Source organism: Rivularia sp. PCC 7116, from assembly GCF_000316665.1.
Lineage (GTDB): Bacteria > Cyanobacteriota > Cyanobacteriia > Cyanobacteriales > Nostocaceae > Rivularia.
The window spans coordinates 3483585-3499572 of record NC_019678.1 but is presented as its reverse complement, the minus strand read 5'-3'; the positions used below and the strand labels follow the sequence as shown (position 1 = coordinate 3499572).

11 protein-coding genes are annotated in these 15988 nt (G+C 37.8%); 7 read left to right on the top strand and 4 right to left on the bottom strand.

Annotation, left to right across the window (positions count from 1 at the left end; all coding sequences use genetic code 11):
- Nucleotides 1–119 precede the first annotated feature (119 nt).
- From RIV7116_RS13695 to RIV7116_RS13680, 4 genes are all read left to right on the top strand, one after another.
- Complete coding sequence (locus tag RIV7116_RS13695; protein ID WP_015118893.1) at nt 120–902, top strand: N-formylglutamate amidohydrolase; 783 nt, start codon at nt 120–122, stop codon at nt 900–902.
- A gap of 140 nt (nt 903–1042) precedes the next feature.
- Nucleotides 1043–1231: a hypothetical protein gene (locus RIV7116_RS13690; RefSeq protein WP_015118892.1), complete on the top strand. Its 189-nt coding sequence runs from the start codon at nt 1043–1045 to the stop codon at nt 1229–1231.
- Nucleotides 1232–1707: 476 nt separating this feature from the next.
- Nucleotides 1708–4068, top strand: coding sequence for a DNA helicase PcrA (pcrA, locus tag RIV7116_RS13685; protein ID WP_015118891.1), 2361 nt, complete (start codon nt 1708–1710; stop codon nt 4066–4068).
- A 40-nt stretch (nt 4069–4108) separates the two neighbouring features.
- Complete coding sequence (locus RIV7116_RS13680) at nt 4109–4303, top strand: hypothetical protein (protein WP_044290933.1); 195 nt, start codon at nt 4109–4111, stop codon at nt 4301–4303.
- A gap of 182 nt (nt 4304–4485) precedes the next feature.
- Here RIV7116_RS13680 and RIV7116_RS13675 read toward each other — a convergent pair whose 3' ends face one another.
- From RIV7116_RS13675 to RIV7116_RS13660, 4 genes are all read right to left on the bottom strand, one after another.
- Nucleotides 4486–5487 carry an NAD(P)-dependent alcohol dehydrogenase gene (locus tag RIV7116_RS13675; RefSeq protein WP_015118890.1) on the bottom strand — a complete coding sequence of 334 codons (1002 nt, stop codon included), beginning with the start codon at nt 5485–5487 and terminating at the stop codon, nt 4486–4488.
- 215 nt (nt 5488–5702) lie between these two features.
- Nucleotides 5703–7091, bottom strand: a complete 1389-nt coding sequence (locus RIV7116_RS13670; protein WP_015118889.1) for a glutamate-cysteine ligase family protein — start codon at nt 7089–7091, stop codon at nt 5703–5705.
- 19 nt (nt 7092–7110) lie between these two features.
- A complete protein-coding gene (locus tag RIV7116_RS13665) occupies nt 7111–8397 on the bottom strand; it encodes a glutamate-5-semialdehyde dehydrogenase (RefSeq protein ID WP_015118888.1) in 1287 nt (428 codons plus the stop codon).
- Between the two features lie 672 nt (nt 8398–9069).
- Nucleotides 9070–10998, bottom strand: a complete 1929-nt coding sequence (locus RIV7116_RS13660) for a pentapeptide repeat-containing protein (protein ID WP_015118887.1) — start codon at nt 10996–10998, stop codon at nt 9070–9072.
- 633 nt (nt 10999–11631) lie between these two features.
- Between RIV7116_RS13660 and RIV7116_RS13655 the strand changes: the two genes are divergently transcribed.
- The 3 genes from RIV7116_RS13655 to gshA all read left to right on the top strand — a co-directional run bounded on the left by RIV7116_RS13655 (nt 11632) and on the right by gshA (nt 15853).
- Nucleotides 11632–12249 carry a pentapeptide repeat-containing protein gene (locus RIV7116_RS13655; RefSeq protein ID WP_015118886.1) on the top strand — a complete coding sequence of 206 codons (618 nt, stop codon included), beginning with the start codon at nt 11632–11634 and terminating at the stop codon, nt 12247–12249.
- 131 nt (nt 12250–12380) lie between these two features.
- Nucleotides 12381–14375 (top strand): DICT sensory domain-containing protein, encoded by a 1995-nt coding sequence (locus tag RIV7116_RS13650; protein ID WP_015118885.1) that lies wholly within the window; start codon nt 12381–12383, stop codon nt 14373–14375.
- 338 nt (nt 14376–14713) lie between these two features.
- A complete protein-coding gene (gshA, locus tag RIV7116_RS13645; RefSeq protein ID WP_015118884.1) occupies nt 14714–15853 on the top strand; it encodes a glutamate--cysteine ligase in 1140 nt (379 codons plus the stop codon).
- Nucleotides 15854–15988: the final 135 nt, after the last annotated feature.

The window sequence follows — 15988 nt, the reverse complement described above, 5'->3', positions numbered from 1 at the left end:
CATGACTATATAACCCCTAGCGTTCGTAATCTTTGATTACCTATTACCCATTACCAAGCTCCACAGATATGATAGGTGTTCTAACGGATATGATATTAAGTGTAATCTAGTTTTTATTAATGCAATTATTCAATATTTATCAACCAACAACAGTTAAATCACTACCTATAGTGGCAAATATTCCTCATAGTGGCTTATTTGTACCTGAAGATATTGCTACTCAATTTACAGCCGAACACTTAAATTCTCTGCCAAATAGCGATTGGCATCTCGATAAACTTTATGATTTTCTTCCTAATTTAGGAATTACCGTTTTACAGGCTACTCATAATCGATATGTTGTTGATTTGAATCGTCAAGCAAAAGAACCATTATTTGGCTCTTTTTGGTCTGCGGTAATTCCAGAAAATACAGCCTTTAATAAATCTATTTATCAAAATCAACCTACTGACAAAGAAATAAAAGCACGAATTGAAAAATACTATCTTCCCTATCACCATCAATTAAAGTCGCTTCTTGAAGAAAAAATGGAACGATTTGGCAAAGTTTATCTTTTAGATTTACATAGCTTCTGCGGATTAATAGATGACGATATTTGTTTGGGCAACCTAAATAATCAAACTTGTTCGGAATTTTTAATTTCTACTGTAGACAAAAGTTTTACCAATCAAGGATTACAAGTAGTTAGAAACAAAACTTTTAGTGGAGGATATATTACCAGACATTATGGTGAGATGCCTAATATAGAAAGTCTTCAGATTGAAGTTCGCTACCACGTTTACTTACAGGAAAATCAGATTGATAAACCGGAACCTCCGAGTTATCAAGTTGTAGAGTTTGAAGCAGCTAAGAATAAATTTAATCATATTTTTAATACAATTGTTAGCAAGCTTTTTTATTGATTCAAGTTAAGATAATATATATTATCCTTTTGGCATAATTGAATTAATGCCAAAACTGTGTCGAGATGAAGATTATTTTCTAAAACAATTGTGCAACAATATAAAATGCAATTTTTTCTAAATAGTGAGGAGTTTTGCTTGTGAGTCGTCGTCCTAATCTTGCCGTTACCACTTTCTTATACGTCGCAGGCTCTTTATTAGTAGTTCTAGCTATAGTTCTCTTATTACAAGCTTTTGGAATATTGCAATTTCCTCAAGAAGCAATTTGGGCTTTAGTGCTGTTAGCTATCGGTGCGGGAATTTTGTCTGCCGTCAGTCGCAACTCGTAAATTATTCTATAGAATCTTTTTCTGTCCTAATACAAGTTTGCTGAAAGAACTATGCTGTGGACAAAATAAGTAAGCAAATAATATTTGATTTTTAAAGACAGAGCTGAATTAAATTATTTAAAATATTAAAAACAGTAAATGGAAAGCGATAATTACGCAAAGTTGTTTTCCTCGTTTGCTGTTTTTTTTCATCATAATATTTATCAAAAAAACTATTTAAAAAAACTATAATAAAACAAAGTTGGAACGGGAAAGTCTTACAGGAAAATATCATCGCCCAAAGGGAAATACAATATCTATACTACAGATTACTTTGCTATAAGCAACCAAATTACTAAATAATCTTAATTTGAGTCGGTTAAATTTCGGTAAGATTATAAAGTTCGCGATATAAGACAGTTGTATTAATGTAGCTAGAAAGGTATATTGCTACATTGCTACGACTCGTATTTTAGCCCTGCTTACCCCCCACGTCCATGACAACTACAACCGACTCTCTCAGTCACCTCAATCCCCATCAACGTCGCGCTGTCGAACATTTTTGCGGCCCATTGCTAGTTGTTGCTGGCGCGGGTTCTGGTAAAACACGAGCGCTGACTTATCGCATTGCTAACTTAATTACAGAGCATAAAGTCAATCCAGAAAATATCTTAGCGGTTACTTTTACTAATAAAGCTGCTCGGGAGATGAAGGAGCGTATTCAAAAGCTATTCGCCGAACAAATGGCACTTTCTGAATATGGCGAACGTTACGATTTGTTACCGGAATACGACCAGGTAAAGTTAAGGTCGAAGGTTTACAAGCTTGTTATTAAGGATTTATGGTGCGGTACTTTCCACAGTTTGCTTTCTCGGATTCTTCGGTTTGATATCGAGAAATATCAAGATGAGAATGGACGTGCTTGGAAGAAGAATTTTTCGATTTTTGATGAATCTGACGCTCAAAGTTTGGTTAAGGAAATTGTTACCAAGCAGTTGAATCTAAGCGATAAAAAATTTAATCCTCGTTCCGTTCGCTACACCATCAGTAATGCTAAAAATCAGGGATTATCGCCAAAGGATTATGAGAAAGAAGAACCGAATTATAAGGGAAGAGTAATTGCAGAAGTTTACAATTGCTATCAAGATAGGTTAGCAGCAAATAATGCTCTGGATTTTGACGATTTGATTTTGGTTCCAGTCAGATTGTTTCAGCAAAACGAGCAGGTTTTGGGTTACTGGCACAATAAATTTCGTCATATCTTAGTAGATGAATATCAAGATACAAACCGCACTCAATATCAATTGATAAGTTTGCTAGCGACTTATGGAGAACAGAAAAGTCACTGGAAGTGGCAAAACCGTTCGGTATTCGTAGTAGGCGATGCAGACCAATCTATATATTCTTTTAGAATGGCTGACTTCACAATTTTGTTAGACTTTCAACAAGATTTTGGTGATGGTTTAGATGATGACGATACTCGTTCGATGGTGAAATTAGAAGAAAACTATCGTTCTTGTGAAAATATTCTCCAAGCTGCGAATCATTTAATTGAAAATAACACCCAGCGGATTGATAAGGTTCTTAAAGCAACGCGGGGTGAAGGCGAACAAATTTTTTATTTTAAAGCCGATGATGAAGTAGCAGAAGCTAATTTTGTTATCAATAAAATTCGTTCTTTGGAAAAAGAAAATCCCGATATAAATTGGGGAAATTTTTCTATTCTTTACCGTACTAACGCTCAATCTCGTCCCTTTGAGGATATGTTAGTGAGAAATGGAATTCCCTACACTGTAGTTGGGGGATTAAAGTTCTATGACCGTAAAGAAATTAAAGATGTCTTGGGTTATTTAAGGGCTATTGCCAACCCTGCCGATACTGTAAGTTTATTACGGGTAATTAATACGCCCAGACGCGGTATTGGTAAAGCCACCATTGAAAACCTAACAAACGCCGCTCAAGAATTAGGTGTTAGCTTGTGGGAAATATTGAGCGATGAAACATCGGTTAATACTTTGGGCGGACGTTCGGCTAAATCGGTAAACAACTTCGCTAAAATGATTGGTCGCTTGCAGCAAGAAGTTGAAAACCTGCCTGCTTCGGAAATTTTGCAAACCGTTTTAGATGAATCCGGCTACGTTCAAGATTTGCATAAACAAGGAAACGACGAAGCAGAAGATAGAATCCGCAACGTCGGAGAACTTTATAATGCAGTTCGTCAATATGAAGAAGAAGCCGAACAAGATGCTTCCCTTGCTGGATTCCTGGCTAGTACCGCTTTAAGTTCCGACTTGGATAACGTCAAAGAAGGGCAAAGTGCAGTATCCTTAATGACCTTACATTCTTCCAAAGGATTGGAATTTCCCGTAGTCTTTCTAGTAGGGTTAGAACAAGGATTATTTCCCAACTATCGTTCCATGAACGACCCAGCCTCATTAGAAGAAGAACGTCGTTTATGTTACGTCGGTATTACCCGCGCTCAAGAGAGGTTATTCTTATCCCACGCCCGAGAACGCAGGCTGTATGGAACACGCGAACCAGCAGTGCGATCGCAATTTCTCGACGAGTTACCAAGAGAGTTATTAGCTACCCAATATCCTCGTAGCGTTACTTATACAAATACCGGCGGTCGTACTTCAGCTAGCTACAATAATGGCTTTGAAAGTACGAGTAGTAGCAAACCAACCGCAAACGTAAATTGGCAGGTTGGCGACAAAGTAATGCATAAATCATTCGGAGCCGGTGAAATAACTCATATTTTTGGTGGAGGAAATAAAGTTTCCGTAGCCATTAAATTTCCCGGCTTAGGTCAAAAAATTATCGACCCTAGAGTAGCTCAATTGCAAAAGATGGAATAATTACAGTTATCAGGGAATAGGGAATAGGGAATAGAGAATAGTGAATAAAACAACTTCAAATGAAAATTGGAAAGTGGGAGATACAGTAATTCACGAATTACTTAAACAATTTGGAGTCGTTGAAATAATTAATGTTTTTGGTAGCGGAAATAAAGTTTCTTTAGCCATCAAATGTCCCGATTTAGCTCTAAAAATAATTGACCCCGCAACCGGTTATTTACAGAAAATCGAGTAATTTAAATTATCAATGACAAATTATAGCGGTCTTCACTTAGATGGAATAATGAATCTCACACTGTCTTTCAAACACCCCTCTCCTTAATAAGGAGAGGGGAAGGGGGTGAGGTTTCAAGTGTATTAAAATCAACTGAAAACCGCTATATCATTTGATAACTGTTAACTGTTAACTGAAACCGTTCACCGCTTCAAAATCAACCGATAACGAACCTTCCCATTACGTAATTTATCAAGTGCTTCATTCACCTGTTCAAAACTAAATACTTCTATAACAGGTTTAATTTGATGTTCCTCAACAAAATCAAGCATTTGAAAAATAGTATTTGGACTACCCACCGGACTACCAGAAACGGATTTTTGTCCATCTAACAACAGCAAAACCGGAAAACAAATTGGATTCGGTACTCCTCCCACAAAATGCAGTCTTCCTAAAGGACGTAAAGCTTTAATATAAACATTCCAATCGAGGTCAGCATTAACAGTTGAAACAATCAAATCAAAGGAATCTTCTACTGCTTCAATTGCTTCTTGATTGCGAGAATTAACAAAATGGTCGGCTCCTAATTCTCTAGCATCAGCTTCCTTGGTTGGATTACTAGAAAAAGCTGTAACTTCACATCCCCAAGCATGAAGAAACTGAATTGCTAAATGTCCCAGACCACCAATTCCAATGACTCCCACGCGATGTTTCGGCTGAATATCAAACTGAATTATCGGATTAAAAACAGTAATTCCCCCGCAAAATAGCGGTCCAGCAGATACAGACTCAACTTTGTCAGGAAGAGGAAATACCCAACTTTTATGAGCGCGAACCTTATCAGCAAAACCACCATGACGACCAACGATAGTTTGTTCCGCTTGACGACAGAAATTATGATGACCTCCTTGACACCATTCGCAATTCATACATGAACCCGAATACCAGCCCAAACCGACACGCTGAGAAACCTTTAAATTCTCAACACCACTTCCAACAGCAGATACAGTACCAATAACTTCATGTCCCGGAACCAAAGGATATTGGGTTCCCCCCCGTTCATTATCGAGCAACATTAAATCGCTGCGACAAACCCCGCAGAACTCGACATTAATTTCAACTTCTTCCTCTCCTAAAGCTCCTGGTTCGTACTCAAAAGGCTTAAGTTCTCCACCAGATTTTTCAGCAGCTAATGCATTAATCATATGAATTAAAGGTCAAAGGTCAAAGGTCAAAGGTTGGAAGTTTTGTAGGTTGGGTTAAGCGGAGCGCAACCCAACAACACGTCTGTCTGTTGGGTTACTCTACGAGAAAGCTATGTCCTGTTGGACACGCTTAGTCTGAGGACTCACTGCGTGTTCAGCTTGCTGACCCGTCAGGGTAACGCTAACGCTTACACTTTGTTCAACCTAACCTACAACTACTTACTACTCCCAACAAGAATATCCCTAGCTTCAATTAAAGCTTTGATTCCACCTTGACTAAATATTTCACTCGCTTCCATCGCTGGATTTTGCTTACTAGTTAATCGCTGTTGTAAAGGTTCTAAATAGACCTCTTCACCAAGTCCGCGACGCTCTAACCCCAACGTTGCTAATTCCAACATTCGTCCAGCCATATCAGCTAATGCAATTCCTTCGACTTTTGCATCTAGACCTTTTCTCATTGCTGCTTCTCGCATTAGCTTGAGAGTTGACCATTGGAATTGATTTAATTCTTCTTGGGCTTCTGGTAAAGCTTTGAGCAGTCCTAAACTCAGAGCAGCAGGACAGGCTAAATCACCGGGAACTTGTTGGTCGCACAATCGATTTTCGACGGTAAAGTAGCGAGAGATGCGAGCGGTGAACCAATAAAATGAATTGTGCAACTTAATATCTTTTGCTTCAGGATAGACAACTACTTCTTCTCCCGATAAATATTTTCCTGTTGCTGGAGAACAATCGTAGTAGTCAGCAAAAGTTGGATAGTGACTTATAAGAATCGGATTTTCATTCCTTTCTACATAAAGAGGTCGCAATCTAGCAATCGCATTTCCATAGTCTTCTATGTCTGTAAAACACTTACTCGGAAGTCCGACTCGTGCTTCATCTAGCATCCACCAATCCCAAAACTTTTCTGCGACACATTGATAGACAGAATCGACTTTTCCTCTCCATACACTAGAATTCCCCATCAAAGCAATTTGCGCTCCAGCAAAACCATTGAAAACATTGGTTACTCCAACAGCTTCTTCAGCAGAGGATACGCTCAAGTGTACGTGAGAGCCAGAATTAACTGTAAATAAGTGAAGTCCCGGACGAGGTTTATCGTTAACTATCTCTCCTTCTGGAAATAGAGTATCCCAAGCTAATGTTCTTTGTTTAGCAATTACCAATTCCGGACTTGGTGGAGACACTGGGTGAATACCGCAACCAAGAAAGCTTACCTGATGCTCGTTTGCGAAAGGAATTAATTCTGCTATCAACGAATCAATTTGACGAGTCAAAGCATGTAAATCTCCCACATGAGCTAGAGAAAATTCTATTTTGCAAAATCCAGTTTCACAAGAAGCTAAGGTATCGTTATACTCTCCAGGTTTAGTTGCTCCCACTATCTTGTTAGTTACCGGATCTACAGATGCTTCCCAGCCGCGATCGATCAGATACGACCACAGAGCATTAACAGTTTCTAATTTAACCGCGCATCCATTTTGCTGTTCTACCAAGGGAAATTTTAATTCAGTCCCAATCCGCTGTCCCGAAACTGATTTGGGTTTATCAAGTCCTTGCTGGAGATATTCGTATATTTTCGATGCAGCTACAGATTCCATTAGTACCTAAATTACCTCGTTAAACCTTGTCAGGTGCAGTTGTAGCAGCTGAAGGAAGAAAATCGCCACCCATAGTTTGTCCCGAACCCCGGACGACAAATTTATAACTGGTCAATTCCTGTAATCCCATCGGTCCGCGAGCGTGGAATTTACCAGTAGCAATACCAATTTCAGCCCCCATACCCAAAGTATCGCCATCACAAAACATTGTAGAAGCATTTACTAGTACCACCGCAGAATCAACTAGATTGACAAACTGTTCGGCTCTGGTTTGACTGTCAGTGACGATTGCGTCAGTATGATGCGAACCAAATTGATTAATATGGGAAATTGCTTCATCTACACTGTCTACCATCCGCATCGACACTTTCATATCAAGGTATTCGGTTGTCCAATCTTGTTCTGTTGCTGCTTCAATTCCGGAAACTGCATTACGAATCCGTTCGCAACCTTTGACTTCTACACCATTATCTTGAAATGCTTTGATAATTGTATTTAGGTGCGATTCAAAAGAACTATGAATTAATAGAGTTTCCATCGCATTACAAACAGATGGCATCAAACACTTTGAATCTAAAGCAATTTCTAATCCTTGATGCAAATCGGCTGCTTCGTCAATATAGACATGACAAATTCCGTTGTAATGTTTTAAAACCGGAATTTGAGATTTTTTACTGACTGTTTCAATCAGTTTTGGTCCACCTCGCGGAATAACCAAGTCAATAAAGCTATTAAGTTGTAATAATTCATTAATTTGTTCGTGAGAACCACTTATTACCTGGATCGCTTGGATAGATAAACCCACATCGGCTAAAGCAGTTTGCCACAATTCTCCTAATTTCTGATTGCAGGTTTTCGCTTCCGAACCTCCCCGTAAAATTACTGCATTTCCCGACTTCAAACAAAACGAACCAGCATTAACGGTGACATGAGGACGAGCCTCGTAAATCATCATAATCACCCCTAATGGAACTCGCATTCGACAAGCTTTAAGTCCGTTAGAACTACTTATCGGCTCGAATAACTGTCCTACTGGATCGGGTAAATTCGCAATTTTGTGAAGTGCTGCAATACTAGAATTAATTTTGGCATCAGACCATTGCAAGCGAGCCACTAAGTTGCTTGGCAAATTGTTTTTTTTAGCTGCGGTTAGGTCAGTCTGGTTAGCTGCTACGATATCCCCACGATGAGTATCTAAAAGCTGAGCCATTTTCAACAGAACTGCATTTTTTTGTTCTGTTGGAGTATTGGCGATAATTGATGCACAATTTTTTGCAGTTTGAGCGATGTCTTGACTTATATTCATAGTTGTTAATCAGTTAATTTTGGTTTAAACTGATTTGTTTTTTCGCTTTCAAGAATTTAAAAGGATATTTGGAAATTCTACAGGTAAATATCAGGTAAATATAATATTTACTAAGTTTTTATGTTGCGATTAAACACTTGCATGTTGGAAGTATTTATTATAGCTATTAGCTTGCAGTACCGCAGTGCTAAATTATAAAATTAGACTTTCCAAACATCCTTTAACTTTTTTGCACTTATTCTTAACTAATAGGTGAAAAAACTCGCCAAGCTGTATCTACAAAGACATTGCGGTATTTAAGAAAGATTACCAATCGATATTAATTATTATTACCTTTCCAGATTCCCTTTATCAAATTGTTTAATTAAGAGAACAGAAAAAGCAGGGCTACAGCCATATTTTTTGAATCTCTGTAAATAGACCTACATAGAATAAACCGTAACTAAATATACCCTGTATATTCACGTTCTATGGATTTACCGCGCAGGCGTATTTTATACAACTTACTTGTTTGTTTGTATCACACTTAAAAGCTGAGCGCCATATTTTTTCTAGGTGCGACAAAGCAGGTCAAAATATTTTTTGTATAAAAATTATAACATTTGGTCGTAAAAAAAGATAGGTTGATTATTTGCAACAAGACCTATCTATTGAAAATATTGCTTGATTTTGTTATTTGTCTCGTCTTGCTCTTTCCCAGTTATTGGCTTCCTGAACTTGTTGTTCAGTAAAATTTTTAGTTTGGGAAAAGTCGGCTATATCTAAGTCAGCACCTTTAAAATTTGTATTTTTAAGGTTTGCTCTTGAAAGATTTGCTCCTTCGAGATGAGCCTTTTCCAAGTTCGCATTTTCCAAATTTGCTGCTTCTAGATCCGCTCGGTATAAATCGGCGAATTGTAAATTAGCTGATGTTAGATTAGTTAGTTTTAGATTAGCTTTTTGCAAATCGGCTTTGACTAAATTAGCTCCAACTAACTTAGCTGATTGTAGGTTAGCTCTATAAAGATTGGCTACTTGTAAATTAGCTCTATGTAAATCCGCTCTGTAAAAGCTTGCTTCTCGTAAAAAAGCAACCCGAAGATTAGCATCTAAAAGGTCTGCTTCTGCAAGATTGCTGTATCTTAAGTCTGCTGCTTCTAAGTCTGCTGCTTTAAGATTAGCTTTGACTAGGTTTGCTTTTTGCAAATTAGCTCTTATTAGTTTTGCACAACTGAAGTCTGCCTTTTCTAAGTCAGCTTCTTCAAAGTTTGTAACTATAACTTCTTCTGATTCGATTGCTTCTGTCAAATTTGCGGCGATAAAAACGGTTTTTTTCAAGTTAGCTTTGCAGAAATTGGCTCCTTGAAGATTAGCTTCTTGAAAAACCGCAGCTTCGAGATTAGCTTCTTGAAAATTTGCTTGTTGCAGTCTCGCACCACGTAAATAGGTATGCTGTAGATTAGCTCCTTTTAAGTTAGCTTTTTGAAGATTGGCTACCTTTAAATTAGCTCCTTGAAGATTGCTATGTTGTAAATTAGCTTCTTCCAAAGTCACTTCGAGTAAATCAGCTTTTTGAAGATTACTATGTTGTAAATTAGCTTGTTTGTCAAAGTCAGCTTCCTGAAAATTGACTTCTTCTAAATTGGCTTTTTCAAAATTTGCTCCTTGCAGTTTGGCTGCCCATAAATTTGCTTGTTGCAAGTTAGCTTCTGTAAAAATTACTCCTTGCAAGTTTGTTTCACTAAGATTAGCTTTTTTCAGGTGGGCTTCACTTAAGTTAGCTTGCTGCAAATCAAATTGACTTAAATCCCGAGCTTCAACATTTTTATTTACTAGTTCCCAAACTAATTTCCACTTTTCGCTCAGTTGAGTTTCTACGCTGATTTGACTCTGCTTAAAATTAACTCTTTCTAAAAAAGCATTGCTAAAGTCAACTCCACAAAGGTTTGCATCTTTAAGATTGGCATCTTTAAGATTAGCGTTTTCCATTACTGCTTCCCAAATATTTGCTCCTTGGAGGTTTGCAGCTTCTAAATCAGCTCCTCGAAGATTTGCGGCTTCTAAATTTGCCCGTTCCAGAATAGCGCCTCGCAAATCGGTTTCTATCAAGTTAGCTTTTTGCAAATTAGCTTCAACTAAATTAGCTGCTTGTAAATCGCACTGACTTAAATTACGACTTTCCTGGGGCTTGTTAACGATTTCCCAAACCAGTCTCCACTTATCTTCTATCTGAGTATCATTATTGATTAGACTCTCGCTGAAATTTACTTTTGCAAGAATTGTTTCTCGCAAATCCGTCCCCCGCAAACTACTTCTTCTAAAAGAAGCCGAATCCAAGTTAGACCCGTAAAAATTAGCTTTACTTAAATCCGCTTCCGAAAAATAAGCTTCTACTAAATTGGCAAACTGTAATGTTGCCCCTTGAAGATTAGCTTCTTGGAAATTTACTTGTTCTAAAACAGCTTTATCAAAAATAGCTCCTTGAAGATTAGCACTAACAAAAGTAGCTTTTTCTAGTTTCGCACTAGTAAAATCTGCAAATCGCAAATCTTTATGGTCAAAGTTTACACCAGCTAAGTCTTGACCTTTAAAAGATAAAGGTTGGGAATTTTCGCCTAGCATATCTCAGTAATAAATAAGCCTACCTCGAAATTTTGATACACAATCTCGATAAAATCAGCCGGTTTTGAATACAAATAAGGTTAATATTTATTCCCACACCCAGCCCTACAAAAAGGCGAACGGGAAGTTACAGCAGTATCACAAAAGTAGAATTATTCACGGTTTGTCGCTAATTGCACGAAGAGAAACCGGGCTTATGCAATACTCCTACTCGAATAATACAAGGTATGAAATCTATAAAACTTTTGCCGTCATAGCAGGAACTGCATTCTCCTGTCGAATCCCTACAAGTTTCAATTTACTAAAGAAAACTTGTCAATTTCTCTTGACTAAACGTAACAAAATTACTTATCTTATTTACAGAGGTTAACAAAAATTAACAAAAGTGCAGATTACTTAAATTAAGTGATTGGTTACTTTTTTGTATTTTGTCGGGTCTGCTAACCGAGATTAGAAGCAGCTTTCACCTGCTAAGCATTTATCTTTAGAGACTCGCCGAATTAGCATCATTGCTTTCTTCAAAGAAGGTTTTTCTTAAGAAGCTGTTAAGAAATGTTATTTCTTGGCAATGCCATATAGATACTGTAATTAGTTAATCTGCTTGCCCTTAATTATTCGAGCGCGTGTTGTTTTATGGATACTAATAAGCTGATAGAGCAATATCTAGCGGGTAATAGAGATTTTGTAGAAGCAAATTTGCAGCAAGCGAATCTGAGTGAGATTTGCTTAAATGGAATTAACTTGAATCGAGCAGACCTCACCAGTGCAAATTTAGAGGGAGCGTCACTATACAGAGCCAAGTTAAATGAAGCAAATTTGGAGAAAGCCACTCTCTGGAGGTGCGACTTGAGTAAATCTTTCTTGATTTGGTCTTGTTTGGCTAAAGCCTGTTTGATTAAGGCTAATTTGAATCGTGTAGATTTGCATAAAGCTAATTTGAGTAAAGCTGATATGCGTCTGACTTCTCTACGCTATGCTGATATTAGTAATACCAACCTCGAAGGCGCGGATTTACGTTACGCCGATTTGACTGGTGCTAATTTAGCAAACTCCAACCTTACCGGGGCTAATTTGACGGGAGCAATTCTCAATAAAGCAGATTTGTACAACGTCAATTTAAGCAAAGCTATCTTAGCAAGAGTTGATATGAGAGATGCGGATCTCAGTTTTGTCAGTTTAGAAGAAGCAGAACTATATAACGCTAAAATTAGCGAAACAAATTCAGCTTCTTTACTACTTGAGATTGTCTGAATAAATGTTCTATGCGGTAATTAGATTCATTTCCTCACGAATTAACCAACAACTTTCGTAATATCACAAATCGCTCCTTATTATTGCTGCAAACAGCATGACGGAGGTGAGTGTATTTATCGATTCAATAAATGAATATTTCCCAGCAATCCCTGTTATACAGTTTACTGCTCGCGAATAAATTATTACGTCCTCAAGTCTATTTTAAAGCTTCCTTAATTGCGCTTTCCCACGCAATGGAGGACTTGGTAATAGTAGGAAACGATAAACCTTTGGTAATCGCTAATTTTCAGCACGAGCGTTTTTACCGTCAAGAAACCCGTCGCTATGCCAGAATTGCAAGACGCAGCGATCAAGTTTATGTTATGGCTGCACCGGATTCTGAATTAGTCGCAACTTCTAATCCCTATGAGGTAGTGCCCTTCGATCCAAAAGATGATTTTTTAGCTCAAGAATGGCATTTAGTTATTGTTGCCCAAAAATACTCAGCTTGTATCGTTTGTCGAGAATTTTCTGCTCCAGTGGAAGGAGTATCTTTTGACGAATTAAGGCAATTTAAAGGTATTTGGACATTTGACCGTGCAACAAGCAAAAAAGCAGCGGTTTTATTATTAGAACGGATTTTAGATTATCAACCACAGCTAGCACAGAAAGTAGAATTAGCAAAGCAACGTTACGGTCTTAATTACGAGCATAAACCTCAAACAGCAAGCGAGCAAATTTTAGAAATTGATGCTCGACTTTTTACAGGTCGCTTAGTAAATTATTTACAATCAAGTCAATATAAACAGCTAAAATCCTATCGTACAATTCTGCAAAAAGAAACATTTGAAAGATTGATTAATAGGGTCACAGCTTTTATTCGTAACTCTTTAGACTCGGAAGAAATTCTTACTAGTACGGTTAGAGAATTAGGTCGAGTTTTTAGTCCTTGCCGCTGTATTTTTTATCATTATCCAGCAGATAAAACCGCATCAATTAATTATGAATGCGTGGCAGATGTACTTCCTTCTATGAAAGGAGAAAATTGGTTAATAGCAAATCATCCTTTATTTCAAAATGCTTTAGAAAAAAATCACGTTATTGCTATTACCGATGCTAGCCAAGACTTAGGTATTCAAGCACATCCCGAATTGAGCGATAACTTCCAACGTTGGCAAATTTGTTCCTGTTTGTTAATACCAATTCGCTATCAAGAAAGTTGGTTAGGTATTTTAGAAATTCATCACTGTGGCAATCAACCCTATATTTGGAACAAATCCGAACGTACATTTGTAGAAGTAATTGCCACGCAAGTTGCAATTGCCTTGATGCAATCTCAAGCCTATCGTAATTTAGAAAAACTTAACCGCCGATTGGCAGATTTAGAACGTACCCAAAGTAACTTAATAGCTATAGTAGGTCATGAATTGCGGACTCCTTTATCTACTATTCAAATTTGTTTAGAGACTTTAGCCTTAGAGGAAAATATACCTCTAGAAGTTCAGCAGACAATGTTAGATACTGCTTTAGGGGATTCCGAACGCATGGGCAGATTAATCGGGGATTTCCTCACCCTCTCAAAACTGGAAGCTAATACAGCGCGATCGCAGCTAGAAGCGACTTCGCTACAAGAAAGCTTGAGTTTGGTTTTAGGTAGTGTCAAAAGACGTAATTTAAATAATAGTTTGCCCCAAATTGTTGTAGATTTGCCATCTGATTTACCTTTAGTGCTGGCGGAAAGAGAAGGAATTATGGAAGTATTATCTAAACTTTTAGATAACGCTTGTAAGTTCACTCCATCAGATGGGCAAATTACGGTTAGCACTCGAATCCATAAAGAAAATATTTCCCAAGAAGAAGCTGACAAACAACTCCTTTCAAATCAACTAGAAGTTGTTATTAAAGATACGGGTAGAGGGATTGAACCAGTAGAATTAGAAAGAATTTTTCAACGTTTTTACCAAGAAGAAAACTTTTTGCAGCGCTCAATTGGTGGTACTGGTTTGGGTTTAGCTATTTGTCGTCAAATTATTCAAAAATTAGGCGGACAAATTTGGGCTACATCTAATGGGAAAAATCAAGGCAGCGAGTTTCATTTTACGCTACCGATTGCAGATACAGTCCAAACATATAATCAACTTTGATGATAGATAGCCAAATTTCTCAGCTTTTGAATAAAGGATTGGTTCTTCATAACTTTGGGTAATGCTTCTGCACTTAAGAATCTAGTAAAGCTAAGGGTATAAAACAAGATATATTCTGCAAGCCATATTATTTGATAATATTAACTATTCTGGCTGCTACCTATTCCTTTTTGCATACTCATAAAAACAAATGCTAATACCTTATATTGACTAAAATTTAAATTCTGTTTAACAATTATTTCTCTCGATAGCTATCAAAAGGTTGATGCGTAATTCCGTTACCTCGGATACAATTTTAATATCACTAAAGAATCATTAAAGAGCCAAGGAGAGTATTTGTGGTGCTATCGAAAGGTTTTGAGATTGAGATGTATACTGGTACGCCTCAAGGTGACATCATTGGTCTCTCTGACAAAATCACCGCTGCATTAGATGGGTTTATGCGGGAACCGGATAGCCGCAATGTTGAATATGTAACCGCTCCATTCTACGACTACGAAAGACTTTTATGTGGTCTGTTATGTCCTCGCTTGAAATTAAGAAAGTATCTTCAGAAACTAGGTAACTATACTTTAATTCCTGGCAGTACTCTATCTCTGGGAGGAAGTGAAAAATTTTTCCGCTCTAACCCAAATAATCCCTATCACGAGTATATAGAAAACACTTACGGTACTAAAGTCGTTACCGCTAGCGTTCATATCAATGTGGGTATCAGCGACCCCGAAGTACTAATGCGGGCATGTCGCGTTATTCGCTTAGAAGCTCCTTTGTATCTTGCTCTAAGCGCTTCATCACCGTTTTTAGACGGCAAAGCAACGGGTTATCACTCTACTCGTTGGGGTCTTTTCCCACAAACACCTTCATCAGTCCCATTATTTGAAAGCCACGCTCATCATATTCGGTGGACTCAAGAACAGCTAGCTCAAGGCACAATGCAAAACGTGCGACATCTATGGACATCAGTTCGACCAAATGGCGATCGCCGTCCCTACGATTTAAATCGGCTTGAATTACGAATTTGCGATTTAGTAACTGACCCCATTGCACTACTAGCAATTACAGCTTTGTTAGAAGTGCGTTTGCTGCAAGTAATTAACAATCCAGACCTCGATCCATTGGTCAAAAGTAGTTTTTCTCCGGAAGAATTAGTCGCGATTACAGCCCAAAACGAAGCGAATTGCGCTTCTCATAGTTTAGATGCCGATCTAATTCATTGGGTTGACGGCAGAACACTCAAAGCTGCGGAGTGGATAAATGAACTTTACGAACCAGCGGCATCCTTTGCCAAACAGCAAGGCTTTGGATGCTTTATCTCACCACTACAAAAAATTCTTCGTGAAGGTAATCAAGCTCAAAAATGGTTACAGCTTCACCGCTTAGGTGTCAGCAGCCGTAATGTTATCTCACAAGCCATCGATTCAATTCGAGAAAGAGAATTAGAACTTGAAGATAAATTGTGTTCTACTTTACTAGCTTGACACCGTTCTGTTTTTTGATCAAAAGATGGTATATTTTGCCGGAAACATAAACATCTGTGACCTCAAAAATTTACTATCTTTTAACATTGACTTTAAATACCCTTCATAGAAGCTTTTTTAAAGCACTATTGCCGG

Bases quoted from the DNA above. Each gene is read 5' to 3' on its own strand.
- RIV7116_RS13655 (WP_015118886.1), top strand. From the start codon at position 11,632: ATGGATACTAATAAGCTGATAGAGCAATATCTAGCGGGTAATAGAGAT.
- RIV7116_RS13675 (WP_015118890.1), bottom strand. From the start codon at position 5,487: ATGATTAATGCATTAGCTGCTGAAAAATCTGGTGGAGAACTTAAGCCT.
- RIV7116_RS13665 (WP_015118888.1), bottom strand. From the start codon at position 8,397: ATGAATATAAGTCAAGACATCGCTCAAACTGCAAAAAATTGTGCATCA.
- pcrA (WP_015118891.1), top strand. From the start codon at position 1,708: ATGACAACTACAACCGACTCTCTCAGTCACCTCAATCCCCATCAACGT.
- RIV7116_RS13695 (WP_015118893.1), top strand. From the start codon at position 120: ATGCAATTATTCAATATTTATCAACCAACAACAGTTAAATCACTACCT.
- RIV7116_RS13670 (WP_015118889.1), bottom strand. From the start codon at position 7,091: ATGGAATCTGTAGCTGCATCGAAAATATACGAATATCTCCAGCAAGGA.
- RIV7116_RS13660 (WP_015118887.1), bottom strand. From the start codon at position 10,998: ATGCTAGGCGAAAATTCCCAACCTTTATCTTTTAAAGGTCAAGACTTA.
- RIV7116_RS13650 (WP_015118885.1), top strand. From the start codon at position 12,381: ATGAATATTTCCCAGCAATCCCTGTTATACAGTTTACTGCTCGCGAAT.